Below are 24,560 nucleotides of genomic sequence, written 5' to 3'. Positions count from 1 at the left end.
CTCACGACTCCTTCAGTTTCGCCGCCTCGGTTTCCAAGTCCTGGATCTCCTTTTCGAGCGCCGCGATTTCAGACATGTCGTCGGCTTGCTGCTTGGCTCCGGTCAACCGTGGGCGCAAGGTCTGCAGCTTCTTGTTGATCACTTCGAGCCGCTTCTTCGCCTTCTTATCCATTTCTAAAACTCGTAGAACGCTATCAGGAAGTGGATGAACAGGACGTACAGCGTGGCCCACAGCACCGTCGAAGTGATCGCCTCGCTGACATCCCGCGCCGATTGTTTGGGCCGCAGCCCCCGGTAATAGCTGATCGCGGCCACGCCCACTCCGCAGAGCACGGTCTTCAGCATCAGCCATCCAAAGCCGTTGTAGACCAGCGAGTCGCTCTGGTGCAGACGACTGGCGAAGTGCAGCTCCCAGAAATAAGGACCTTGCTGGGGATGGGTGGCGATAAAACTGACCATGCTGATCAGGCGGGCCGAGTGGAAGGCGATCGCCTCGAGAATCGGCGTCCCCACAATGAACGCGATCAGAATCGGCGTCAGCAAGTAAGCCGGCGGACGAACCCCCAGAGTCTGCAGTGCTTCGACCTGCGCTCCGTAGCGTTTGACCCCCACGTCCGCGGCCACCGCGGCACCGCAGCGGGCGGCAACCAGCACGGTCGCGAGCACCGGCACCAGCACTCGATAGAGGGCAAACCCGATCGCCGCCAGCAAATCCTCCAGCAACAACGGCTTGGTGTACAACTCGTAGGGCAAAAAGCGGAAGGTGAAGTAGGTCGATGTGAAGCCCACGATCAACCCGCTGAACCACAGATAGACCCACGCCGATGGGCCGCAGACCAACCGCAGGTAATGGGCCAAAAACCGCAGCCCCCAGCCGACGCGGGGCCAGCGGGGAATCAGGTCCAGCGGCAGCCGCAGCATACTGAGCAGCGCATGCCCGCTGGTCTCCAGCAGATCCCCGACCGCCGTCACGCTCCGCTGGCCCGAGCGGCCGAGCCAATGCGCCCCTTCCCGCGAGCCACCCTTCTTCGCCGCAGTCGACTTCGCAGCAGGCGTCTTCGCAGCAGGCGTCTTGGCAGCATCGGGGGGCGTTTCCGCCGGCGGTTCGAGCTTTCGCTGCGGATCGTCGGGCCGCCGCACCGGTTGCATCCGGTCGGGGATTTCTTCCCACTGCTGGCGGGGCACCGGAACGAGCTGCTTTGTTTCCGAGTCGAGCAGCAACACGTGGTCGGCGATCGGAAGCAGGGTTTCGTAGTCGTGCGTGACGACGATGCTCGTGCGTCGATGCGTCTCCTGCGTGCGGCGGATCAAGCGAGCCACCTGCCGCCCGCTGGCCGCATCCAAGCCGGAGGTTGGCTCGTCGTACAGCACGACTTCGGGGTCGGCCGCCAGCGTGCGGGCGATCGCCAGCCGTTGCTTCTGACCTCCGCTGAGCGCAGCGACGGGAACGCCCACGGGGACGCGAAGCTCCTCGAGCCACTGTCGCGGCGTCTGTTCCGGCGGTTGGTCTTTTCGCCGCCGATGGTCAACCGCAAAGCGCACGTTGGCCAGCGGCGAGAGTTCGTCGAACAGGGCAAATTGCTGAAACACGATTCCGATGCGGCCGAGCGATCCACCGGGACCGTGATCGATCGCACCGGTCCAGCGAATCACCCCGTCGGTCTGTGGGATCAGCCCCGCGAGAATCCGCAGCAGCACCGATTTACCGGCACCGCTTCCGCCGACGATGACGGTGATCTGTCCATCGGGCATTTCCACCGACACGTCGCTGAGCAAGCGTTGGCCGCCAGCTTCGACCGTCACGTGGTGGAGGATCAACGGGCGTTTCATTCGAGCGGTTCGTGGGGCAATTCTTCGGGGGGCGAGGCGAGGATGAGCAGCGGAAAGGGTTCGCTTTCGGTGGCGATGCGGACCGGATAGACCTCGCCGCGATGGACCGTCTGGTCGCTGGGAATGGCGACGATCCAGCGGCGGTCTTTGCCCAGGATTTGATTGCGAAGCACCTTGGCAAAGGCGGGCTCGATGCCCGTTTCGCGGGTGCCAAAAATCTCGTCACCGATCTGGCGAACCACCGGGTCGAGACGCTGGCCGGTCAAGCGGATGGCGCGGCGGGCGTCCTCCTGCCGCCAATTCTCGGCCCACACGTCGCGGAGCTCTTGATTCTCCAGAATCGACTCCCGCACGATCGCCGTCACCAGCTGTTGCAGCTCCTGGTCCCTGGCCAGTTCCTGGACCACTTCCCCGAGCTCCTCGCGGACTCGCGGGTTGCGGGACATCTCCGCGAAGACCCGCCGCTGGGCCTCGATCAGCTCGTCCATGTGCTGTTCGAATACCGGAATCGCCTCTTCGTTGACGAATCGCTCCCATTCATCCTTGAACAAGTCGCGCTCCGGTAGCGGCGTTCGGTCGTACAGGGCACGCCAGCCAAACCGCCACAGCGACGCCCGCTCCCAAAGCTCGCGACCGATCTCCTCGGCGACCGGCTGGCCATGCTTTCGCACGCTCGGCATCACCTCTTCGCGGACTAGCGGCAGGAGCCGTTCGTTGACGATCTCCTCCCGATAGCGTTCGCCGAGCGTTTCCAGCTCGTCGCGATGGGCGGCGATCGAACGCTTGAGCGCCCGTTCCACCACCGGCACCGACTGGGTGAGCGAGCGGGTCACAATCGGCCGGATCGCCGCGGTGATATCTGCGGCGTTGAGCTCGATCGATTCCCGGATCAAATCCTCAATCCGCTCTCGCTTCTCCGGTGGCAGCAGCGTTCGCACGACCTCGCCCAGGCTGCCCCGATTGCGGTGATACTCGAACCGGCACCGATCCGGATCGACCGCCGAGCTATACCAGAGGGCCGTGGCAAGGGTGCCCGCTTTGGCCCGTTCGCCCTGCGCGGTGGCGGTCAGGTACCCCGCCTGTATCCAGTTCCCTTTGGCATCGAGGGTGAAAATCGGATCGCCGCGTCGCAGGCTCACCGGTGCCGGCACGCTCAGCTGCAACGAAGCGGAACCGGTCGTGAAGTAGCGACTGAGTTGGAACGGAACCGACGGCGGGGGCGATCCCGAAGCGGATACCGGAGCCGTCGCCCCGGAGTCCCAAAGCGCGTACGTCGTGACGCCCCCGACCAGTCCCCACAACAGCAGGCCGGCCAGGATCGCGCGACGGCGAGGCCCATTCATCGCGGTTCTCCAAAGGGAAAGGTCAAGCGGGATTCGGGAGCAGGAGTCGAACCGAGGCCGGCTGAGGCTTGCGTCCGCAGTACTCAGTACTCAGTACCGGATTCGAGTCCGAGTCCATGCGCGGACGCGGGCCGACACCACCCGCAAGATAGCGGAAACGGGCCACTTCGCGTGGCGGACAAAAAAACCCCGATGCTCGCTCGCCGAGCACCGGGGTTGGCTTGGAGATTCGCGTGCGATTGCACCGCGATCCTTACGCACGGCGATCCTAGTACATGTCGTGATCGCCGCCGTGGCCTTTGCCGCCCTTCTCGGCCTTCGGCTTGTCGACGATCAGCGCGTCGCTGGTCAGCAGCAGCGTGGCGACACTGGCCGCATTGGCCAGGGCGGTGCGGGTCACCTTGGTCGGGTCAATGACCCCGGCTTTGACCAGGTCTTCGTAGGTGTCGGTCAGCGCGTTGTAGCCGTGGTTGCCCTTGCTCTCGACCACCCGCTCGCAGACGATCCCGCCGTCCTGGCCAGCGTTTTCGCTGATCATGGTCAGCGGAGCGCGGCAGGCGCGGAGGACGATGTTGTAACCGACCTTCTCGTCCGTGCTGCAATCTTCGCTCGGCGAAACTTGGCTGGCCGCACGCAGCAGGGCCACGCCGCCGCCCGGCAGGATGCCCTCTTCGACCGCAGCCCGGGTGGCGTGCAGGGCGTCTTCGACGCGGGCCTTCTTCTCCTTCATTTCCGACTCGGTCGCGGCCCCGACGTTCACCTTGGCGACGCCACCGGCCAGCTTTGCGAGCCGCTCTTCCAGCTTTTCTTTGTCGTAGTCGCTGGTGCTGTTCTCGATCTCGCGGCGGATCTGGTCGATCCGAGCCTTGATGTCGTTGCTCTTGCCCGCCCCTTCGATGACCGTCGTGTTGTCCTTATCGACGATCACCTTCTTGGCGCGGCCGAGGTCGGCCAAGGTGACGCTCTCAAGCTTGGTGCCGAGGGCTTCGAAGATCGCTTGCCCGCCGGTCAGAATGGCGATGTCTTCCATCATCGCCTTGCGGCGGTCGCCGTAGCCCGGAGCCTTGACCGCACAGCAGGTGAAGGTCCCGCGGAGGCGGTTGATGACGAGCGTCGCGAGGGCTTCGCCGTCGACGTCTTCAGCGACGATCAACAGCGGCTTGCCCTGCTGGACGACCTGCTCGAGCAGCGGCACGAGGTCCTTGATGTTCGAGATCTTCTTTTCGAAGACCAGGATGTAGCAGTCCTCGAGGACCGCTTCCATGCTGGTCGAATCGGTCACGAAGTAGGGGGAGAGGTAGCCGCGGTCGAACTGCATCCCTTCGACCCATTCCTGCTCGGTCTGCAGGCTCTTGCCTTCGTCGACCGTGATCACGCCATCCTTACCCACCTTCTCCATCGCGTCGGCCAGCAGGTTGCCGATCTCGCGATCGTTGTTGCTGGCAATCGTGGCGACGTTGGCCATCGCCTCTTTGTCTTTGACTTTGACCGCCATCTTGTGCAACCGATCGGTCAGATCGCTGACGGCCCGCTCAATGCCCTGCTTCATCTGGATCGGGTTCACACCGGCGACAACCGCTTTGAGCCCTTCGTTGAAGATCGCTTCGGCCAGCACCGTGGCGGTGGTGGTTCCGTCGCCGGCGACGTCGCTGGTCTTGCTGGCGACTTCGCGAACCATCCGAGCTCCCATGTTCTCGAACGGATCTTCCAGATCGATCTCCTTGGCAACCGTCACCCCGTCCTTGGTCACGGTCGGGCTGCCGAACGACTTCTGCAGCACCACGTTGCGGCCCTTGGGACCGAGCGTGACCTTGACGGCGCGGGCCAGCTTGTTGACGCCGCGGCGGATCGATTCGCGGGCTTCCTGATCAAACGCAATAATCTTTGCCATGGTGGTCTATAAATTGGGTGGTGAATTGAGGTGGGGAACCTGCGACCGAAGGAATTAGCCGCTCACAAAATCAGCCGATCGCAGAATCAGCCGATGACAGCCAGGACGTCGTCCTCGCGCATCAACAGGTACTCGACGTTGCCGATCTCCACGGTCTCGCCCGCGTAGCTGCTGAAGAGCACGCGGTCGCCTTCCTTCAACTGGCTCTTCGACCGCGTCCCATCGTCGAGCAGCTTGCCCGTCCCGAGCGCCACGACCGTCCCGCGGGCCGGCTTCTCCTTCGCCGAATCAGGGAGCACGATTCCCCCCTTGGTCACGTCCTCGCCCTCTTCCCGCTGCAAAACAATCCGCTCGCCGATCGGTTGCAATTTGACGCTGGTCTTCGGTTTCTGTGTGGCAGTCGCCATTTCCGTCTCACCTCCAGGGAATAATTAATCGAAACGGTCGTGTGAAAGAGGGCCGCTGCGGGCGTCGTGGATGCACCTTCAGCGAACCGCGTTTGACAGTCAAAGCATTGAGTCCCCCCTCGAAGCAAGCGGCGTGCCACGAGCCAAAGAACAACGCGCAAAGCATTGACAGCAAAAGACTTGCCGCGTTTTCGTCCCGTTCCGCTCGGCGTCGTGCCGGCAGTTGCTGTCAGTGTGGCAGGAGAAGCCAGACGGGGACGATCGGCGGTGAGGCGGAAGCCACCTTCCCCCCAACCGAGATTCCCACAACTCCCGCGATTCTTATCCTCGAATCGATTAAGATGAGCGAGTGGCTCCCCCACCCGCTCTCCTCCCCCTCGCTTCCGATCAATCCGAACCATGCCGATTCGCGTTCAGTGTGCCTGCGGCAAATCGATGGCCGTCAAAGACGAGTTCGCCGGCAAAGCGGTGAAATGCCCCGCTTGCCAGCAGACCGTCCGCGTCCCGGCAGCCGCTCCCGCAGCTGCTGGCGCTCCTGCTGGGGGGACGCGTTCCGCCGCCCCGGGCCGTCCGGCTGCGACGATGGCCGCCCGCCCCGCGGCGGCCGCGCCGGCCGGCGGGCTCGACGACCTGTTCGAAGAAGAGGGGCTGCGGGCGGCCAGCGGCCCCACCTGCCCGGCCTGCGGAGGATCGATCAAGCCGGGAACGGTCCTGTGCACCAACTGCGGGATGAACCTGCAGACCGGCGAAAGGCTCTCGGGCTACCAGGAGGCGAAGGCTCAAGTGGCCAGCGGCGGACTCGGGCACTACCAGCTCGACAAAGCGGTCGCCGACATGAAAGAGCACGAGCAGATGAATTACCGCACCAACAATGCGGGAATGCCGGGCTGGTTCCTGGCCGTCATGCTCGTCTTCGTCTCGTTCTTCACCTTCGCGGCGGTCTCGATCGTCAACGCCGCTTCGGCCGGTGAGGAAGCGACCGGATTGGCCCTCACGCTCAAGACCTATGCCGCCAATCCGTCGATCGTGTGGGGCTGCATCATCACCGGCTTGGTGCTGCAGGGCATCGCGCGGCTCTGGCTGACGGTCGTCGGCTTCATGGAGTCGGCCGGCTCCGGCCTGACGACCCTCTTCCTGTGGCACAAATTCCTCGGCCAACTCTCCGAGCACCCGGTCGTGGGCCTCGTCTACGCCCTCGGCTTCTTCACCACCCTCAGCGGTCTAGGACTGATGATCGTCGAGTGGATGGGGGGGAGCTAGGGTTCAGGTAGCAGGACGTACTCAGCGAAGCGGTACTCGTACTCAGCGAAGCGGTACTCGTACTCAGCGAAGCGGTACTCGTACTCAGCGAAGCGGTACTCGTACTCAGCGAAGCGGTACTCGTACTCAGCACAGCGGTACTCGTACTCAGCACAGCGGTACTCGTACTCAGCACAGCGGTACTCGAGTCGGGATTGTGGAAATCGCTGGACCGGATTCGAGTACGAGTACGAGTACCGCTGCGCTGAGTACGAGTACGATGAAAAACCTGCTACCTGAAACCTTCTTTCAAAGGCTCCAACCTTTTCTGGGTTCGCGGCTGATGAAGGCGTCGGCTTCGGGGCAGTTCGTGGCCCGCATCGCCGCGGCGTCCCATTCGAGTTTCTTGCCTGCTCGGAAGGCGACGTTGCCGAGGTGGTTGGCTTCGGTCAGCGGTCCGGCGTAGCTAAACGGGCTGCCGGTCGCCGCTCCAGTCTTGCAAGCGATCACCCACTCCTGGTGGTGGCCAGGCGAGTCGGGAATGAACGGTTCGGGACGTTCGAAGTCGACGAACTTATCCTCCGGCAGCAACAGGTGCTTGCCGTAGTCGGCGAGCAGCATCCCCGAGTCGCCGATGAACAGCACCCCATTGTTCCACTGGGGAATTTTGCCCACTTTCCAGATCTCGGGACGGTGGGTGCCTTGGTGCCAGGTCACGCGGCAGGCGGGCATTTCGCCGCGGGGACCGTACTGATAGATCGCGGTCATCGAAGCGGGAGCGATCTCCGGATGCGGCTTGGGACCGATCGCTTCGATGGTTCGCGGGGCGTCGAGCTTGAGCGCCCAGAAGGGAAGGTCGTTCCAGTGGCTGCCGAGATCCGACATCGTGCCGCTGCCAAAGTCCCACCAGCGGTACCATTTCGGCCCCGGCATATAAACCTCGTGATAGGGCCGCTTCGGCGCCGGGCCGAGCCACAGATCCCAATCGAGATCCGCCGGGGGCTGCATCGCTTCCCGCGGCCGTTCGGTGACGAAGACGATGTCCTTATTCTGTTCGGCTTCCTGCTTGCTCTGCAGGCCCCAGGCGCGAGAGACCCACACATGGGCTTCGCGGACCGGTCCGATCGCCCCCGACTGGATCAGCTCGACGACGCGGCGGTAGTTCGGCATTCCGTGAATTTGAGTCCCCATCTGCGTGGCGACCCCGGCACGCTTGGCGGCCTCGGTGAGCTTCCGCGTTTCGCCAATGTTGTGGGCGAGCGGCTTTTCGCAGTAGACGTGCTTGCCGAGCTCGAGCGCCGGCATCGTCGCGAAGGCGTGGGTGTGTTCGGGGGTGCTGACGACGACGGCGTCGATTGCTGCGGCGTCGTCGTAGAGTCGGCGGAAATCCCGGAACTGCTTCGCCTGGGGATACTTGTCGGCCGCCGCGCGAAGATGGCTTTCACTGACATCGCAGAGCGCGACCACGTTCACCGAGGGGTCGGCGGTGATGGAGTTCAGATTGGCTCCCCCGCGTCCTCCAACCCCGATGAAGGCCACGTTCAATTTTTCATTGGGCGAATCGGCCGCAGCCAGCGCGTTTGATGGCAGCGACGATGACCCCAGCATGGAGGAGCCGAGCCCGGCGGCCGCTCCGAGCATCGAGCTTTGGGTGAGGAACCGACGACGAGAAACCGACGAGCGAAGGACCATGGCGGGATTCTCCGGAGGAGGCGGGAAGGGAGCCGCTATTCTAACCTCCCAAATTCCGCCCGGGGGCCGCGCTTCGCCCGGGGCCCGCTTTCCGCCCGGGAATCGCTCAGATGCCAATTTGCGCGAGCGCGTCAGCGACTCGGCCGACCGCATGCGTCAGCCGTGGATGGGACTGCTCCAAGCGGCTGGCCACTTCGCGAAACGTCTCCTCCAACCCGCCCGACCGCCGACCGCTCCGCCGCAACGCGTCGTCGATCTCCTCCATCGCCGCCCGCAGTTCGGCGACTTGCTCGTCCGAAAGATTCTCCGTCTCGGACAATTCTTGATGCAGCTCGGCCAGCAATTCTTTCAAGTGCGCTTCGCTCATTTGCTCCTCAGCTTTCAAGGTTCCAGCACATTCACGCCCTACAAATCGTCGACCGCGACTTTCACAATCGCCTTGTGCGCTGAGCCGCTTCCGGCCAGTGGAGCGTGGCCATCCTCGGGAAAAAAAATCGCCAGCATGCCGGGCTCAAGGGTCAGCCACGTCGACGGGGCGTCGGCGTAAAGTCCGAAGTCGGACTGCGGATCATACGGCTGTTCGCTGGTGTGACAATCGTCGGTAGAGATCCAGCCGATCTGCTCGGTTCCGCCGATGAGGTACTGGATGTCGATGTAGCGGCGGTGGTATTCGACGCGGGCCCCGTCTCGGCCTCGCCCATCGACCTGCTCGATGATCACGAACAGCTGTTCGCCGTCGATCGCGTGGCGACCGCTGGAGATTTCGGCGAGTTCCGGCTTCCGCAAGAACTCCAACGCGGCGGCAAATTGGCGGTGCAGGCGCACATAACGGTCGGCGCGTTCGAGGCGATCGAGAATCATTATGAAGCCCGCTGAGGGAGGGACGGAAGGACCCGTTCAATTATCGGCTCTGAAACTTCAGTCGATAAGCCCCTTGCTGCGTGCGGACCACTCGGCAGCCGGAACCCGCGGGCGAGGAGAATTCATCAGCCGCCGGGCGCTAGCCCCCGGTTCCCACAAACGCGGGGGAACACCGGACGCTAGCCCGGATTATTCATCAGCCGCCGGGCGCTAGCCCCCGGTTCTCGAAAACGCCGCAAGAACCGGACGCTAGCGCGTGGCGGCTGATTCATTAGTAGGGGTAGCCTTGGCCGAAGATCTGACCGACACCCTCCCGCGGGGAGGGTGATGGTGAGAAGCCGCGTGCGCCGGCGGTGGGTGGCGAAAGTATAATGCGAGCCCCACATCCTGGGACGGACGCGGCGAGCGTTCGTTCCCCCGCCTTCCTTTTCGCTGCAGGTGCCCTCGCGATGCGTTCGATGCTGTCGGTCATTTTGGTTCTGACTCTGGCCGTTTCCGGAGCTTTGTCGGTTTCGGCGTCTCGCGGCGAGGACGCGGTTCCCGCCGATCCGCCGCTGCGGTGGTGGAAGGGGAACCTGCACACGCACACGCTGTGGAGCGACGGCGATCATTTCCCCGAGATGGCCGGCGAGTGGTATCGGACCCATGGCTACAACTTTTTGGCCCTTTCCGATCACAACGTGCTCAGCCAAGGCATGCGGTGGATGAAAGTCGGGCAGATCGAAAGTCGCGGCGGCGGCGAAGCGTTGCCGAAGTACCGGGCTCGGTTTGGTGATCACTGGGTCGAAACCCGGGGCGAGGGAGAGGATCTGGAAGTCCGGCTCAAACCGCTCGACGAGTTCCGCTATGTGCTCGAAGAGCGGGGGCGATTCATCATGATCCCCTCGGAAGAGATCAGCGACCGAGCCGAAGGGAAACCGGTCCACATGAACGTGACGAACGTCGCCGAAGTGATCGAACCGCTCGGAGGCGAAACGGTTCGTGAAGCGATCGCTAACAATTTTCGCAGCGTCGAAGAACAAGCCGCACGGCTCGGCCGCGAGATGTTGCTGCACTTGAACCATCCGAACTTTGGCTGGGCGATCACTCCCGAAGACCTGGCCCACGTCACGGGCGAAAAATTCTTCGAAGTCTACAACGGTCACCCCGGCGTAAATCACTTGGGAGACGCCGAGCGGCCGTCGGTCGAGCGGTTTTGGGACCTGGCCAACGTCCTTCGCCTGGCGGTTCTCAACGCCGAACCGCTGATGGGGATCGCCACCGACGACACGCACGACTACCACGGCAACGGTGGCAGCCGAATGGGCCGCGGCTGGGTGATGGTCCACGCCCGCTTCCTCACGCCCGAGCACCTGATTCGCGCGATCAAGCGCGGCGACTTCTACGCTTCGAGCGGCGTCACGCTGCAGAGCGTCGAGTACGACGCGGAGTCGAAAACCTTGACCGTCGAAATCGATCCGGTCGACGGCGAGACCTACCGCACCGAGTTCATCGCTTCGCTCGCTCCCGAGGCGGGGCAGGAAGTGGCTCCGGAAAAGATCGGTGCGACGCTGGCCAGCTCCGACGCCTTGCGGTCGAGCTACACGCTGACGGGTAACGAGTTGTACGTGCGAGCCGTCGTGACCTCGAGCGCCGCGGCCGACGACCCCTCATTCGAAGGCCAGAAGAAGCAGGCCTGGACGCAGCCGGTCGGCTGGAAGTTGAAAAAGTCGGCCGAGTGACCGCGGAGCGAACTATAATCCCACAGCGGCGACGCGTCGGTTGCCGCGGTGGGAGCCAACACAGCGGCCCCCGCTGTCCGCTTCTTTCCGTCCGCGGCTGCCGCTTCCCCCATGCCACGCATCCTGCTCACCGCCTTTGAGCCGTACCACGAGTGGCCGGAGAACAGCAGCTGGCTGACGTTGGTCGAGCTGACGCGGTGGTTTGACAGCGGTGGGAAAGTCGTCACCCGCCGCTACCCGGTGGATCTCACCGAGATGACCCACCGGCTCAACGAAGATCTGACGGTCGGCTACGACTACGTGCTCCACCTGGGCCAGTCGCCAGGCACTGCGGCGATCCAGCTTGAGACGATCGGTCTGAACGCCACCACCGCCGAGACGCCGTTGATCGAAGGCGCGCCGCTGGCCTACCGGACCACGTTGCCCATGGGGCGGTGGTCGCAGAAGCTCGTCGCCGAGGGCATTCCCACGGTCGTCTCTCGCGACGCGGGGATCCATATCTGCAACGCGATCCTGTACCTCAGCCAACACCTGGTCGCTCAGCGAGCCCTGCCAACCCAGGTGGGTTTTGTGCATCTTCCGTTGGCACCGCAGCAAGCGGCGAAGCGATTGCCCGACCGCCCGCCGCTGGCCTCGATGAGCCTCCCGATGATGGCCGCCGCGCTGACGGTGATCCTCACCGATCTGCTCACCGCCCCGGGCGACGGTTGAACGACGGGCCGAGCGGAATCGTCGTCGTCGTCAATCCGCTGCGGGGCCGCGTCGGGACCGCTTGTCCCTCAAACCCGCTGTAGCCCGTCTGCTGGACTCCGCCCGTCGGCGGGCTGTAGGGAATGCCGGGACCGCTGTACCGCTTCACCTGGATCTCTTGCGACGCGTTGGCCCGCGCCAACGACTCCTCGCTCGGTCCCGGGAGCAGCACGGCGGTGGGCGTTCCCTGGATCGTCTTTCCCTCTTTGGAGGTGAACGAGGGGACGAGCGTGATCCGCTGCTGCGGCCCGCCGTCGGCGTCCCAAGGAATCCAGAAGCTATAGGAAGCCCCGAAGTCGGACTGGCTGAAGTGCTGGGTGAATTGCTCCGGCTTGAAACCGAACTGCTTGACCTGCGGCGGCGCGCTCGGGTGATCCGACTCCGCATAGCCGACGATCCTCAGCTCCCCTTCGACCGGAACCGGCTGGCTCTTCTCGTTGTAAAAGAAGACGCGTCCTCCAAAGCCCCGGGTCGGAGTTTTGCCCACGCTGGTCAGCGTATCGGGCGTCCAGGTCGTCGCCATCTTGACCGGATTCGGATACGGCTCGGGCGGCTTGTCTTTTTTGCTAAAGGGATTGCTCCACTTGAATCCATCGCTGCTCGGCAACGTGGTACAGCCGCCGCAGGTCAGAACGCAACAAGCGGCGATCAGGAGGGCACGCATCGATCGAGTTCCCGAGTAGTAACGTAACGGTAGCAAAAAGCTGGACTAGGCACTGTCAGAAAACCTGAACGCGCCCCCCCCCCGAGCATTGGTCTCTACACAAGTCCAAGGGCTAGAAAAGGCACAGCCAACACCCTCCCCCCGGGAGGGTCGCGAGGAACGAGCGGGGAGGGTTTCCGCAACGGTGAGTTTCACTTGGGGCGATCGCTAGGGATTGCTCTCCCTCCCCTCGCTGACGCTCGACCCTCCCGGGGGGAGGGTGATGATAGGTCGTGCGACTTGTGTAGAGATCAATGCCCCCTGGGAGGGTGTCGGTGAAGGGCAGCGGATGGATAACGTGAGGCCGCCTCAGCGAATCGAGGGAATCCGTTGTGGTTGCCCGCTCGGTCGCCTGGGGAGACCGCCAGGGGCGGGGCCGAGATGCCGGGCTTGCTGGACGTGGCCCGCCGGAGTTACCGGCGGAGCGGGTTCGACCACGCTCGGCATGCCGTCGACCGGCTCGGTTCCAAGCGGCGGCCGGACCGGCGGGCTCGGCGGCGGGATGTACTGCCCCTCGGGCGTCACTCCACCGTTCGGGTAGTACTCCGGTCCGCGCGGCGGCGGGGGCGGCGGGTAATCGGCTCCGGGGACCACGTTCGGCTGCATCCCAGGTGCGGGGCCGCCCGGATAGGAGTTACCGGGATAGGAGTTACCGGGATAGGAGCCGCTCGGATAGGGGCCGCTGGGCATGGGCCCGCCCGGATATGGCCCGCCCGGATAAGTCTCGCCCGGATAGGGCCCGCCCGGAACCGCCTCGGGAGCCAGTTCGGGATTCGGTCCGAGCCCGTTTGGATCGGCCGCTGCTCCGCTGGGCAAGCAGTGCAAGTTGATGTCGTCGATCGTGGGGGTCAGGTCGGGGTAGATCACCGGACCGACAGCCGGTCCCCAGAGTCCATACCCACCGCTGAGCCCGACGTCTCCGTGCATCTCGACGACGTCGGCGATGCAGTAGCTCATGCGGCTCGACTCGACCTGCTTGATGTACTCCACGTCTTCGTCGCCGTTGATGATCATCGGCGTCATCACGACCAGCAGCTCGCTCCGCGATTCAATCTCTTGATCGTAGCGGAACAGCAACCCAAGGATCGGAATGTCGGAGATGTAGGGCACGCGGCGGCTGAACTGGCTGCGGCGTTTCTGGATCAAACCGCCGTAGACGATCGTCTGACCGGAGAACGCCGTCAGCGTGCTCTGGGCCCGAGTCCGATCGATCAGCGGGCTGAGGATCGGTTCCCCTTCGACCCCGAAGCCGACCGGAATTCCTTGCGAGACCGGACCGACGGCGGACCGTTCGGCGTCGATGTCCATGCGGATCAATCCGTCGGCACCGACTCGTGGCAGCACCCGCAAGATCAAACCGACTTCGATATCCTCGATCAGGATCGTCGGAGCGACCAAGCCGCCTCCCTGCGTCACGCCGGTGACGCGGGGGACGGTCTGCCCGACTTGCACGAGCGCTTCGGTGTTGTCGCGGGTTACGATCATCGGACGGCTGAGGATCTGCAATCGCTGGGCGTCTTGGAGCGTGCGAAGCAGCAGACTGATCGAGTCGCTGGCCGCGGCGAAGACGAACCCGCCGTAACCAAACTGCTGGCTGGCACGCCCGAGCCCAAAGGTGCTCAGCGTCTGAGCGGCCACCTCACCCGAGTCGAGCTGGTTCGCGTTGGGAACACCCGCGTTATTGAAATTGAAGCCGGGAGTCGACGGAGGCGAACCGGCCATCGCCACGCCACGGTCGAACAGCAACGAGTCTTGGGTGCCGAACTCGGTCCCGAATTCAAACCCGTCGCTGAGCGAAACTTCGGCCAACAGGACTTTGACCATCACCATCGGCGGCCGCCGGTCGAGCTGGTCGATGACGCGGCGGACCGTGTCGTAGAGTCGAGGCGAGACGCTGAGCAGGATGCTGTTGCTGACGATTTCAGGAACCGCAACGAGATCGCGTTCCACAGCGTCATAGACCCCCAGCCCGCCTTGCTGGGCCTGCTGGATTTGCAGCACCCCTTGGCGTCGCCGATCGACGTACTCTTGGATCGCCGCGGCCACCGCTTCGGCATTGGCGTTTTTCAACCAGATGACTTCGGTAATCCGCTCGGCAAAGCCCTCGGTGTCGAGCCGCAGCAGCATGCTTTCGACGACTTCCAGATCGCGGATCGCCCCGGCGGCGATCACGCTGTTGGTGCGGACGTCGGTGGCAAACCGCAGTTGCACGAGCGAGCTCTCCCCAGCGGCGGCCGGAGCCAAGTTAAGCCGACCCGCCGCCCCGCCGCCACCGAATCCGCCTCCACCGAGCCCTTGTTGAGCCCCGAACAGATCGCTCAGAGCCTGAGTCAGCGCGGTCGCATCGCTGTTCTCCAGCTGAAAGACTTTGACGACCGTTTCCGCTCCGGGAAGCTGATCGAGTTGGCGGATCAGCTCGCCAATCAGCGGCATGCTGCTGCTCGGAGCCCGCACGACGAGCGCGTTGGCGTTGGCATCGGCGGTCACGATGACTCCGGTCAACAGTCCCGAGTCGATCAGCCGCGCTCCGTCTGCATCGACCGCGAGGATCGAGAGCGAGGTGTTGGGGCGAGTGAACCCTTCCGGTCCGGCGGCATCGGTTTCACCCGTGATCGCTTCTTGCAGGATCGGTTGCAGATCGTCGGCCAGCGCGTTTCGCAGCTGGAACACGCGGACTTCGTTCTGGGCCGGCACGGTCCGCACGTCCAGCTCGGAAATCAGCTTGGCGACTTCTTCCAGATCGCGTGGAGCGGCTTGGACGATCAAGCTGTTGGTCCGGTAGTCGGCGACGATCCGAACCCGCGTCCCGAGCACCGGGCGAAGCTCGTCGTCGCTGCCGGGCCGAGCGGTGAGAAATTCGCGAATCGTCTCTTCAGCGTCGGTCGCCGACGCATGTTCGAGCCGGAAAATCCGCAGCGTGGCCGACGGTTCGGTGGGCTGGTCGAGTTCGGCGAGCAGCTCCTTGACGCTGGCAATCGCTTCGCGGCGGCCGACCAGCAACAGGGCGTTGGGCCGCACCAGGGCGGTGACGCTGAGCGCCGCACCACGGCTCGCGAGGACGTCGGTGTAGAGCTGTTCGACCAGCTCAGCGACCGCTTCGCTGTCGACGTGCTGCAGCGGGTAGACCTCGACCTCGGGCTGCGTGATCGCACTCTGCTGTTCGATCTCCTTAATCACTTCCATCACCCGCTGGACGTCCCGTTGGGCTCCGCGAACGATGATGATCCCCAGCTCCGGCACGAACTGGATCTGCACGTCACCGAACAGGCCCCCCTCTCCGGTTTCAGCGATGATCCCAGCCGCGGCATTCAGATCGATCGCTTGACCTGCTCCTTGGCGGCCTCCCTCTTGAGGGCCGATGTCCTGCTGGGGATTGGCCCCCTGCTGCGGATTGGGGCCCTGCTGCGGATTGGGGTCGGCCGGGTCCTGCGCGGCGAACCGAGCGCCGTGGAACGGGCTTCCGGCGCGAGCGACTCCGACCGCCGCCTCCTCGAGCCCGGCTTGCGGGTCGAGTTGCTGCAGCAAGCGGATCGCGCGCTGGATCGGTGCCGGTTCCGCGTTCTGCATCCGGACCATCTCCAGCACTTCGCCGGGCCCTTGCGTGCCGAGGTCGAGCGCCTGGATCATTTGTTGCCAGCCATTCATGACCGGCTCGGGAGCGACCACCGTGACCGAATTGCTCCGCCGATCCACCTCGACCGTCGCCCGACCGATCGGCTGATCGACCAGCTCGAACGAAGCCAGCTCGCCGTTCCGCCGCGTCGTCATCGGCAGCCCCCCGCCGGCGACGCGCTGCAGCGAATCTTCGAACTCCCGCCAACTGATCCGCTCGAGCGGAAACTGCCGCGAAGTGATCCCGGTGGAGACGGCCCGCCCGTTCCGCTCGACCACTCCGGAGGCGAGCATCTGGCGGATTTCCCCCTCGATCTGCACCTGCATCGGCGGCGGTGCCAAGACCAGTAGCTCGCCCCGCGGAGTGTCGGCCGTGACCGTGATCCCCGGCGTGTAGCCGTACTTGAGGCCCAGCGAGGTGGCGATGTCGCTGAGCCGCTCCGGAGGCAAGCGATGGGTCCGCAGCGTCGGCCGAGCGGTCGCTTGAGCGACTTGCGAGACCCCGGCTGCCGGTGCCGAGCGAGTGGAGGCGGCGGGCAAGTTCGACGCTGGAGCCAACCGCGCCGAAGCGGGCCGATTCGACGATTGGGGCAGCGGCGCCGACGGTTGCTGTGCGGAAGTGACCGTCGCCGCTGAGACCAGCGCGGCACCCACGATGGCCGTAGCTCTCTGTTGGAATTTCATACACATCGTTCGGGTCGCGGTAATTCCGAAGAAATCGAGTGACCAAGGCTGCGGCACCGCCCGTTGTGCCTGGCGCAACCCCGTCGCCTGGAGTAACCCGCCGGATCCGTCCCCTCGGCACGACGAGCATTACCGTCACAATCGTCACTTTGTGGGGGGGCCGATCATCAAATCGGCCCCAGAAACCGCCCCCCGGTGTCAATCTGGGAAAGCGGTGCCGGTTGTCGCGGTCCCGGCAAGCCGCCGGAAAGACCCTTCTTCAATCGCTCCCTCAAATCGTTACAGTGATTCGAGGCCCCAACCGCAGCCGACGCCCAGCCGACTCCCAGCTCACGACTACTCAAGCGACACTCCCTCATGGCTCACACAATCATCATCTTTGGAGCGTCCGGGGACCTGACCAGCCGCAAGCTGATCCCGGCCCTCTACCGGCTGTTTCAGAAGCAACAGCTGCCAGCCGAGACGCGAATCGTGGGCGTGTCGCGAAGCCCGTTCGAGCACGAACAGTGGCGAGACCAGCTGGCCGAAAGCACCAAGAAATTCACGGGCGATGGGTTCGACACCGAAACCTGGCACGCCTTCCGCGAGAACGTGTTTTATCACTCGGGCGACATCAAAGACGCGGACGACTTTGGCAAGCTGGGGAAGTTCCTCGAGTCGATTGAACCGGAGCAGGGGGCCGACCGGGTCTACTACTTGTCGACGATGCCACAGTTGTACGAGGAAGCGATCGTCCAGCTCGGGCGGGCCGGCTTGGCCGAGGATTCGGCGGGGAGTCGGCGGGTGGTGATCGAAAAACCGTTTGGCACCGATCTGAAAACCGCCCGCGCCCTCAACACCTCGATCCATCGCGTTTTTCGCGAGGATCAGATCTACCGGATCGACCACTATCTGGGCAAAGAAACGGTCCAGAACATGTTCGTGCTGCGGTTTGCCAACACCATTTTCGAACCGCTCTGGAACCGCAACTACATCGACCACGTGCAGATCACCGTGGCCGAGGAGGTCGAGATTGGCCGCCGCGCCGGGTACTACGACCAGGCGGGGATCCTTCGCGACATGTTCCAAAACCATCTGCTGCAGCTGATGATGATCACCGCGATGGAACCGCCGGCGCGGTTCGACGCGAATCTCGTTCGCGACGAGAAAGTCAAAGTGCTGCACAGCGTGCGGCCGCAGCGGGGCGGCGATTTCGCCCAAGACACGGTTCGCGGACAGTACTGTGGCTATCGCGACGAGGAGGGCGTCCCGCCGGAGAGCCCGACCGAGACTTTCGCGGTGCTCAAACTGCACCTGGACAACTGGCGGTGGCGGGGCGTCCCGTTCTACCTCCGCAGCGGCAAGGCAATGTCGTGCCGCACGACCCAGATCGTGATCCAGTTCCGTCAGCCGCCGCACCTGCTGTTCGGAGCGAAGATTCGCGAGCCCGAGGCGAATCGGTTGGTGATCCAAGTCCAACCGGCCGAGGGCATCCAGCTGCACTTCCAGACCAAGGTCCCCGATGCGGAAATGAAAACGCGGATGAGTCCGCTCGATTTCCGCTTCCACCAGTCGACCCACGGCGATCTGCCCGACGCCTACCAGCGGCTGCTGCTCGACGCAATGAACGGCGACGCTAGCCTGTTTGCCAGGAGCGACGAGGTCGAGCTAGCCTGGGGCATCATCGACCCGATCTTGGGCGCCTGGCGCAGCCCCGCCGCTCCACCGCTGGAGCTCTACAAGGCCGGCGCTTGGGGTCCCGAGACTTCCACCGACTGGATGCGGAGCCAAGGCCGCGAATGGTTCGACGTCTGCCCCGTGCTGAAATAGCTAAGCTCTGTCAAAAACCGCCATTTCACCATTACCCTCCCCCCGGGAGGGTCGGGCTCTCAGGCCCGGGGAGGGCTGCTGAATTCGGCCGCGCCGAGGCTCTACGTCGCGCATCACCCTCCCCGCTCGTTCCTCGCGACCCTCCCGGGGGGAGGGTGTCGTTCCCGGTTTTCTAACAGAGCCTAGTGCTGAAGTAGCTCGTACTGAAATAGCTAGTGCTGAAGTAGCCCCCTCTACGGCTCTTCCTCTTCGTCCTCGACGTTGATCGGTTGGCCGATCTCGAAGGCCAGCCGGCCGATCATCGCAAAGTAGACAAAGACCAGTCCGACCCAGAGCACGGAGTTGAAAAACACTGCGGCGACCGCCGGCATCAGCGAGAGCCCGGCGGTCAGGACGAACTGGAAGAAGAACAACAGCATCGACGAAAAGTAGAGCGATCCCCACGCATCTTTGCACCGCGTCACCGATTTCGTGACTTCGCCCGAAACTGGCATGAACGGCGTGCCGTTGTCGAGCATCGAGAGTAGGACGTAGGGAAACAGGAGGTAGATGCTGAACATGACCAGCGCGACCGAGCCGAGGTGCGGGCCAAACACCGGATAGCCAAGCACCGCGCCGGGCAACCCGCTGAGGGCGATCGCGGCCAGGGCGATCAAGGCGTGCCCAATCCACTCGGCCGGATTGAAAACCGGCCACTCGTCGACACGCCGCTGGCCGCCGGCCACCGACTCCAGAATCGAAAACCCGCAGGCGACCACCAACGAGCCGTAAACAACCAACAGGGCTAGGCTGATGATCAGCACGACCGGATGGCCGAGCGCCACGGCGAGCATCCCCGGGAGCGCTCCGAGCAACGACAGCATCAGCCAGTAGGCGGCGACCGACGGGTCGAGGAAGATCCCAAAGATCCCGCGGAGCCACCCTCGCACATCGGGGTTGTCGTATTCGCCGGCCCGCTCCTCTTCGACCTCCGCATCCTCGGCCGCCCGCAAATACTCCGCAGCCGATTTGAATCCGGGGGCGACCGACGGATCTCGCTCCTCGGCCGCTTCGCTCAACTGAAACGCCTCGAACCGATCGACGTCGACTTTGGGCTTGGCCACCGGAGCGACCGGCGGCGGAGGAATCACGAAATTGCTGTGGCAGTCGCTGCAGCGGACGCTCCGCCCGGCTTGCTGGGGGCGGACAAAGATGATCGACCCGCAGACCGGGCATTTCGCCCGGTACTCGCTCGGTGCCCCCGTTGCGCTGCGGTTCGGGGCGGTCGGAGCGGTCGGAGCGGCCGGGCCTGCCGCGACGCGACTCGGCGCGGCGCCGCCCGAGTTGGTTGGAATTGAATCGCGGATTTGCTGCTCGGGTTTCAGCGGCGCGGGTTTACGGTGCCCGCCCTGCCGCGAGCCCCCCGCTCCAAACTCACTGGAGCTGCCGAGTTCGTCCTGGTCCCAGTCATAACCGCCAGCCGCGGCCAGGGCTGCCTCTTCGGCCGCCGAAAGCCCCTGACCGCCGCTGCCGCTCGCCGATCCGCGGTGGGCAGGACCGGCGTCGGCCAGCGGGGGAAGATCGTCGAACCAATCCTCCCAATCCTCCTTGCCGGCGGGCGGGCCCGCCGGAGCCGGTTTCCCGCCCGCCGCAGGGGGCTGGCCCGCAGTGGGCTGGCCCGCAGGGGGCCGGCTCGCAGGGGGCTTTCCTCCCACGGCAGCGCCAGTGGAGGCAGGGCCAGGGGCCGAACCCCCTGTGGCGGGTTGCGGGAGCGGGTCATCGAGGCTGAGCCAATCGTCGTCGTCGCCGGCCGGTGGAGCGGCTCCGAGAACTTTGATCGCCCCACCGCACTTGGGGCACTTCACGCGCTTACCGGCGAGCGATGCCGGAGCGCGAACCGTCGCAGCACACTTGGGGCAACTCAGCCGCAGAGGATCGGTGGCGTTCAACGTGACAAGGTCGCTTGCGTTGGAGGAACCCGGCGGACCGCCCCCAAGCGGCTACTCTTCCATGACGTCCGCTTCACGGGCCTTGGCCAATTCAGTGACTTCGGCTTCGTACTTCTTCGTCAGGTCCTGAATTTCGGCCTTCATTTTATCACGATCATCCTCGCTGATCTCCTTCTCTTTTTCCGCTTGGTCGGCCGCTTTGTTGCCGTCCCGACGGATATTGCGGATTGCGACTTTTGCATCTTCGGCAAGCTCCTTGATGCGGGCGACCAGCTTTTTGCGGACATCGGTCGACAGCGGGGGAACGTTGAGCCGGATCAAGCGGCCATCGTTCTGCGGGTTGAGCCCCAGGTCACCGGCGACGATCGCCTTTTCGATCTCCTTGATCGTGCTCGTATCGTAGGGCCGGATCACGATCTGCTGCGGCTCGGGAATCCCGATCGAAGCGAGCTGCTTGAGCGGCGTGTGCGAGCCGTAGACTTCCACGCGGAGCGAGTCGACCAATCCCGCGTTGGCCCGTCCGGTGCGGATCCCGCCGAGATTGTGCTTGAGCACGGCGACCGCTTTCTCCATCCGCTCTTCCGCGTCCATTACGATTTCTTCAGCTGCCATGATGCTTCCTGTCGTGTTCGTAAACTAAAGACGTAAGCCGATCCACGTGCCGACGCTTTCGCCGGCGATGGCCCGAACAATGTTGCCCTCTTTCTTGAAATTGAATACCAGGATCGGAACGCCGTGCTCGCGGCAGAGGGCGATCGCCGTGGCATCCATGACCCGCAGATTCTTCGCCACGACCTCGGCGAAATCGAGCCGATCATACAGCATCGCGTGCGGATTTTTTTCCGGGTCCTCGCTGTAGACGCCATCGACGCGAGTCGCTTTGAGGACGATGTCCGCTTCCAGTTCCAGGGCCCGCTGGGCGGCCGCCGTGTCGGTGGTCACGAAGGGACTGCCGATCCCCGCCGCGAGGATCACGATCCGTCCCCGCGAGAGGTGACGCGTCGCCCGGCGACGAATGAACTGCTCGGCCACGCCGTCCATTCGGATCGCCGACATGACGCGGGTCGGACAGCCAATCGCTTCGAGCGCGTCCTGAAGAGCCAGGGCATTGATCACCGTGGCCAGCATCCCCATGTAGTGGGCGGTCGATTCTTGGACCGAAGCGTTGCTGTCGGAAAATTGGGCGCCTCGCAGGATATTTCCGCCGCCGACGACCACCGCCACTTCGCAGCCGCTCGAATGGGCGCTCTGGATCTGACGAGCGATGTGGTGCACCTCGTCGCCCCCAATGCCGCGCTCGCCCGAACGAGTCAGGCTCTCGCCGCTGAGCTTCAAAATCACGCGGCGATATCGGAGCTCCGGTTTCGCTTTGACAGGGTCCTCAACAACTTCCGGCATGGCGGTTCGTCGGGTAGAGAGGGAATGCGGATGGACAAGCAAGAGCAGGTCGAATTTATAGCATCCCAGCGCCCCGCCTCGTACCAGCCCTAACCCCCGAATCGCTCGCGAGTTTCCTGCATCCTCGTACTCGAATCGAGCGCCGGTCCGGAGCCTGAGTGAAGCCGTGCCCACAAGCGTCGCTTACGAGCACCGCTCCGCTGAGCACGATTAAGTCCGGTCTCCGGTCTCCGGTCTCCGGTCTCCGGTCTCCGGTCTCCGGTCTCCGGGAATCTGAGATCTGAGATTTCAAATCATTTCCAACTATTCCGTGCCCTTCCGTGTCCTTCCGTGGCCCCCCGCCTCCGGCCTCCGGCCTCCCGCCTCCCGCCTCCCGCCTCCCGGCAATAAAAAAACCCGGGCCGAAGACGTCTTCGGACCCGGGTTCGATTGGGTTGAACTAACGGCAGGCTCGCAGCCTATTCGGCCGCGGCGACTTCTCCGAGCACCCAGTGCCAGTACTGCTTGATCTGCATTCCGTTGGACTTGGCGTACTCGCCCACCGACTGCTTGTCGTCCTTGACGAACGGCTGCTCGAGCAGCGCCCGCTCGGCGATGAACTGCCGCATCCGACCTTCGACCATTTTGTCGACGATGTTTTCCGGCTTGCCTTCCTTGAGTGCCGCGGCGCGGAGGAACTCCCGTTCCTTGTCGAGCATCGCCGAATCGAGCTCGTCGCCCGACACGGCCGAAGGCTTCATCGCGGCGATGTGCATCCCGACGTCCTTAGCCGCTTCGTCGTTGCCCCCTTCGACCTGGACCAGCACGCCGGCGATCGTGGCCGCATTGTGCGAGTAACCGCCGCAGGTGCCTTCGGCGCGAACCATCCGCCCGACGCGGAAGACTTCGCGGATCCGGTTGAACAAATCTTCCTTCTGTTCGCCCAAGGTCGTTCCCGACTTGCTCGGCGAAGGCTGGGCGAGCAGCTCGTCGGCGGTCGAGGCGCCGGGGCCGGTCGCCAATTGCTCGGCCAGGTCGTTGGCCAACTGGATGAACTCGTCGTTCTGGGTCACCGGGGCGCTTTCGCAGAGCAACTCGACCATCGCGCCAGTCGACTTGCCTTGACCGAAGTACAACCCGAAGCGGCCAAAAGCGGTTTCGCGGTCCGAACGCTTGTCGGCCAACGAACGGCCCGATTCGCGGAGCAGCGCAATCGCCTTTTCCTCGTCACCGCCGGCTTCGGTGAGCGCCTTCTTGCAATCCATCAATGGCAGTCCGGTACGCTCGCGGAACGACTTGACCGCCGCTGCGGTGATCTCTGACATCCAACCTCTCTCCTCGAATTACTGACAGATATACATGTGTAGGGTTTGAGCGACCCGTCCCCGGCCGGGTTCAACAAACGGCCCCACCCGCAGGCGGCCCCACCCGCAGGCTGCGCTGCCTACGGGCAATTATGCCGACAGGCAATTTTGCCCACAGGCTGCTTCCCAGTGGAGCAGCTTTGCAGTGGAGCAGCTTTAGGGGGCCAACGAGCGGCGATAGAGAACCGCTCTAGCTGGCGACCGATTCGTTCTCGGTTTGGCTCGTCGCCGCTTCGGCCGCCGGAGCTTCGCCCTTGGCCGCGTCGGGATTTTCTCCCTTGCCGGCGATCACCGCGTCGGCCAACTGCTTGACGATCAGCTCGACCGAGCGGATCCCGTCGTCGTTGCCGGGGATCGGCAGGTCGATCAGATCGGGATTGCTGTCGGTGTCGATCAGGGCCACGGTGCTGATCCCGAGCCGCTTGGCCTCACGCACCGCATTCCGCTCCTTGCCCGGGTCGATGATCACGAGGCACTCGGGCAGCCGGTTCATCGTCCGCAGACCGTTCAGGTTGCGGTACATCTTGCGGTACTCGCGGTTCAGGGCCGACTGCATCTTCTTGCTGTAGTTACCCAGCATGTCGCCTTCCCGCATCGCCTCGAGCTCTTCGAGCCGAGTCAGCCGGCTGCGAATCGTGCGGAAGTTGGTCAGCGTGCCACCGAGCCAGCGCTCAGAGATAAAGGGCATTCCGCACCGCAACGCTTGCTCTTCGATCGCTTCCCCCGCCTGACGCTTGGTCCCGACGAACAGGATCAAGCTGCCGCCGGCGGCGACTTGGCTGAGGTACTTCTTCGCCCGCAGCAGCCCCCGCAGGGTCTCGCGGATGTCGAGCACGTGGATCTGATTTTTCTTGCCGAAGATGTACGGAGCCATCTTCGGATTCCAAAGGCTGGTGCGGTGTCCAAAGTGCACACCCGCCTCAATCATGTCTTTAACGATCGAATCGGCCATCGAACCAAAATCTCCAGGAGGTCGCCGCCACGGCACAGATCACTCGATCGGCAAAGTTCGGAGCCAAATCGCAGCGTCCAGGGGAACCAACGGCCCCTTCGGCCAAGCAACGGAGCGGGCGACAAAGGAATTCAGCCTCGGCGCTCGTGGACAACACCCGTTCCACGAGAAAGTAACGACCGAGAGCCCGGGCGAAGCTTAAAGAACCGTACTACCCCCCGTCAACGCCTCTCACCATGACGCAACCCCAGACGACTGGGTTCGCTCGCGGATCGGGTGAGTCGCAACGACGCCACCCTCTCCCCGGAGGTCGTGCAGTTTTTAGCCCCCTCTCCCCCGAAGGGAATCGCGGCAATCGCTTGACCTTCACCCCCAAACATTTTCGCGATTCTCTTTG

19 protein-coding genes are annotated in these 24,560 nt (G+C 64.0%); 4 read left to right on the top strand and 15 right to left on the bottom strand.

Translation table 11 applies throughout. The annotated features are described in order from the left end of the window. Position 1 precedes the first annotated feature (1 nt). The 5 genes from GNK13_RS21495 to GNK13_RS11930 all read right to left on the bottom strand — a co-directional run bounded on the left by GNK13_RS21495 (position 2) and on the right by GNK13_RS11930 (position 5,471). Positions 2-172: a hypothetical protein gene (locus GNK13_RS21495; protein ID WP_203329034.1), complete on the bottom strand. Its 171-nt coding sequence runs from the start codon at positions 170-172 to the stop codon at positions 2-4. A 2-nt stretch (positions 173-174) separates the two neighbouring features. Beyond that, positions 175-1,830, bottom strand: a complete 1,656-nt coding sequence (locus GNK13_RS11945) for an ABC transporter permease (RefSeq protein ID WP_164102760.1) — start codon at positions 1,828-1,830, stop codon at positions 175-177. After that, positions 1,827-3,173, bottom strand: coding sequence for a hypothetical protein (locus GNK13_RS11940; protein ID WP_164102759.1), 1,347 nt, complete (start codon positions 3,171-3,173; stop codon positions 1,827-1,829). The genes GNK13_RS11945 and GNK13_RS11940 overlap by 4 nt, the downstream gene beginning before the upstream one ends. A gap of 268 nt (positions 3,174-3,441) precedes the next feature. Further along, positions 3,442-5,064, bottom strand: coding sequence for a chaperonin GroEL (groL, locus tag GNK13_RS11935; protein WP_164102758.1), 1,623 nt, complete (start codon positions 5,062-5,064; stop codon positions 3,442-3,444). An 86-nt stretch (positions 5,065-5,150) separates the two neighbouring features. Beyond that, entirely contained in the window at positions 5,151-5,471 is a 321-nt protein-coding gene (locus GNK13_RS11930; RefSeq protein WP_164102757.1) for a co-chaperone GroES, read from the bottom strand. 399 nt (positions 5,472-5,870) lie between these two features. Here GNK13_RS11930 and GNK13_RS11925 point away from each other — a divergent pair, with 399 nt between their 5' ends. Next, positions 5,871-6,731, top strand: coding sequence for a hypothetical protein (locus GNK13_RS11925; RefSeq protein WP_164102756.1), 861 nt, complete (start codon positions 5,871-5,873; stop codon positions 6,729-6,731). Positions 6,732-7,019: 288 nt separating this feature from the next. Here the strand turns inward: GNK13_RS11925 and GNK13_RS11920 are convergent, their stop codons facing one another. The 3 genes from GNK13_RS11920 to GNK13_RS11910 form a co-directional block, all read right to left on the bottom strand. Beyond that, positions 7,020-8,402, bottom strand: a complete 1,383-nt coding sequence (locus GNK13_RS11920) for a Gfo/Idh/MocA family protein (protein ID WP_164102755.1) — start codon at positions 8,400-8,402, stop codon at positions 7,020-7,022. Between the two features lie 106 nt (positions 8,403-8,508). Next, entirely contained in the window at positions 8,509-8,769 is a 261-nt protein-coding gene (locus GNK13_RS11915; protein WP_164102754.1) for a DUF4404 family protein, read from the bottom strand. Between the two features lie 38 nt (positions 8,770-8,807). Beyond that, complete coding sequence (locus tag GNK13_RS11910) at positions 8,808-9,263, bottom strand: YhcH/YjgK/YiaL family protein (RefSeq protein ID WP_164102753.1); 456 nt, start codon at positions 9,261-9,263, stop codon at positions 8,808-8,810. A 449-nt stretch (positions 9,264-9,712) separates the two neighbouring features. Between GNK13_RS11910 and GNK13_RS11905 the strand changes: the two genes are divergently transcribed. Then, positions 9,713-10,984, top strand: a complete 1,272-nt coding sequence (locus GNK13_RS11905; RefSeq protein ID WP_164102752.1) for a hypothetical protein — start codon at positions 9,713-9,715, stop codon at positions 10,982-10,984. A gap of 111 nt (positions 10,985-11,095) precedes the next feature. Further along, entirely contained in the window at positions 11,096-11,695 is a 600-nt protein-coding gene (locus tag GNK13_RS11900) for a pyroglutamyl-peptidase I (protein WP_164102751.1), read from the top strand. Here the strand turns inward: GNK13_RS11900 and GNK13_RS11895 are convergent. Beyond that, entirely contained in the window at positions 11,673-12,398 is a 726-nt protein-coding gene (locus tag GNK13_RS11895) for a hypothetical protein (protein WP_164102750.1), read from the bottom strand. The genes GNK13_RS11900 and GNK13_RS11895 overlap by 23 nt on opposite strands. A gap of 348 nt (positions 12,399-12,746) precedes the next feature. Beyond that, the gene (locus tag GNK13_RS11890) at positions 12,747-16,733 is read right to left on the bottom strand and encodes a secretin N-terminal domain-containing protein (protein ID WP_164102749.1); all 3,987 of its coding nucleotides are present in this window, start codon (positions 16,731-16,733) and stop codon (positions 12,747-12,749) included. A 357-nt stretch (positions 16,734-17,090) separates the two neighbouring features. Between GNK13_RS11890 and zwf the strand changes: the two genes are divergently transcribed. Further along, positions 17,091-18,542 carry a glucose-6-phosphate dehydrogenase gene (gene zwf, locus GNK13_RS11885; protein ID WP_164102748.1) on the top strand — a complete coding sequence of 484 codons (1,452 nt, stop codon included), beginning with the start codon at positions 17,091-17,093 and terminating at the stop codon, positions 18,540-18,542. 233 nt (positions 18,543-18,775) lie between these two features. On the opposite strand, the gene GNK13_RS11880 is transcribed toward zwf, so the two are convergent. The 5 genes from GNK13_RS11880 to rpsB all read right to left on the bottom strand — a co-directional run bounded on the left by GNK13_RS11880 (position 18,776) and on the right by rpsB (position 24,163). Then, positions 18,776-20,386, bottom strand: coding sequence for a hypothetical protein (locus GNK13_RS11880; RefSeq protein ID WP_164102747.1), 1,611 nt, complete (start codon positions 20,384-20,386; stop codon positions 18,776-18,778). A gap of 135 nt (positions 20,387-20,521) precedes the next feature. After that, positions 20,522-21,082, bottom strand: coding sequence for a ribosome recycling factor (gene frr / locus GNK13_RS11875; RefSeq protein ID WP_164102746.1), 561 nt, complete (start codon positions 21,080-21,082; stop codon positions 20,522-20,524). A gap of 24 nt (positions 21,083-21,106) precedes the next feature. Next, positions 21,107-21,868 carry a UMP kinase gene (pyrH, locus tag GNK13_RS11870; protein WP_164102745.1) on the bottom strand — a complete coding sequence of 254 codons (762 nt, stop codon included), beginning with the start codon at positions 21,866-21,868 and terminating at the stop codon, positions 21,107-21,109. 458 nt (positions 21,869-22,326) lie between these two features. Further along, a complete protein-coding gene (gene tsf / locus GNK13_RS11865) occupies positions 22,327-23,172 on the bottom strand; it encodes a translation elongation factor Ts (RefSeq protein WP_164102744.1) in 846 nt (281 codons plus the stop codon). A 229-nt stretch (positions 23,173-23,401) separates the two neighbouring features. Then, positions 23,402-24,163: a 30S ribosomal protein S2 gene (gene rpsB / locus GNK13_RS11860; RefSeq protein WP_164102743.1), complete on the bottom strand. Its 762-nt coding sequence runs from the start codon at positions 24,161-24,163 to the stop codon at positions 23,402-23,404. Positions 24,164-24,560: the final 397 nt, after the last annotated feature.

Source organism: Candidatus Laterigemmans baculatus (assembly GCF_010367455.1).
Taxonomy (GTDB): Bacteria; Planctomycetota; Planctomycetia; order Pirellulales; family Pirellulaceae; genus Laterigemmans; species Laterigemmans baculatus.
Note: the sequence above shows the minus strand (reverse complement) of the source record. Positions and strands in the feature narration are given on the sequence as shown.

Bases quoted from the DNA above. Each gene is read 5' to 3' on its own strand.
- GNK13_RS11925 (WP_164102756.1), top strand. From the start codon at position 5,871: ATGCCGATTCGCGTTCAGTGTGCCTGCGGCAAATCGATGGCCGTCAAA.
- rpsB (WP_164102743.1), bottom strand. From the start codon at position 24,163: ATGGCCGATTCGATCGTTAAAGACATGATTGAGGCGGGTGTGCACTTT.
- GNK13_RS11895 (WP_164102750.1), bottom strand. From the start codon at position 12,398: ATGCGTGCCCTCCTGATCGCCGCTTGTTGCGTTCTGACCTGCGGCGGC.
- GNK13_RS21495 (WP_203329034.1), bottom strand. From the start codon at position 172: ATGGATAAGAAGGCGAAGAAGCGGCTCGAAGTGATCAACAAGAAGCTG.
- GNK13_RS11915 (WP_164102754.1), bottom strand. From the start codon at position 8,769: ATGAGCGAAGCGCACTTGAAAGAATTGCTGGCCGAGCTGCATCAAGAA.
- GNK13_RS11905 (WP_164102752.1), top strand. From the start codon at position 9,713: ATGCGTTCGATGCTGTCGGTCATTTTGGTTCTGACTCTGGCCGTTTCC.
- GNK13_RS11940 (WP_164102759.1), bottom strand. From the start codon at position 3,173: ATGAATGGGCCTCGCCGTCGCGCGATCCTGGCCGGCCTGCTGTTGTGG.
- GNK13_RS11945 (WP_164102760.1), bottom strand. From the start codon at position 1,830: ATGAAACGCCCGTTGATCCTCCACCACGTGACGGTCGAAGCTGGCGGC.
- GNK13_RS11900 (WP_164102751.1), top strand. From the start codon at position 11,096: ATGCCACGCATCCTGCTCACCGCCTTTGAGCCGTACCACGAGTGGCCG.
- tsf (WP_164102744.1), bottom strand. From the start codon at position 23,172: ATGTCAGAGATCACCGCAGCGGCGGTCAAGTCGTTCCGCGAGCGTACC.
- frr (WP_164102746.1), bottom strand. From the start codon at position 21,082: ATGGCAGCTGAAGAAATCGTAATGGACGCGGAAGAGCGGATGGAGAAA.
- GNK13_RS11890 (WP_164102749.1), bottom strand. From the start codon at position 16,733: ATGAAATTCCAACAGAGAGCTACGGCCATCGTGGGTGCCGCGCTGGTC.
- GNK13_RS11920 (WP_164102755.1), bottom strand. From the start codon at position 8,402: ATGGTCCTTCGCTCGTCGGTTTCTCGTCGTCGGTTCCTCACCCAAAGC.
- groL (WP_164102758.1), bottom strand. From the start codon at position 5,064: ATGGCAAAGATTATTGCGTTTGATCAGGAAGCCCGCGAATCGATCCGC.
- GNK13_RS11910 (WP_164102753.1), bottom strand. From the start codon at position 9,263: ATGATTCTCGATCGCCTCGAACGCGCCGACCGTTATGTGCGCCTGCAC.
- zwf (WP_164102748.1), top strand. From the start codon at position 17,091: ATGGCTCACACAATCATCATCTTTGGAGCGTCCGGGGACCTGACCAGC.
- pyrH (WP_164102745.1), bottom strand. From the start codon at position 21,868: ATGCCGGAAGTTGTTGAGGACCCTGTCAAAGCGAAACCGGAGCTCCGA.
- GNK13_RS11930 (WP_164102757.1), bottom strand. From the start codon at position 5,471: ATGGCGACTGCCACACAGAAACCGAAGACCAGCGTCAAATTGCAACCG.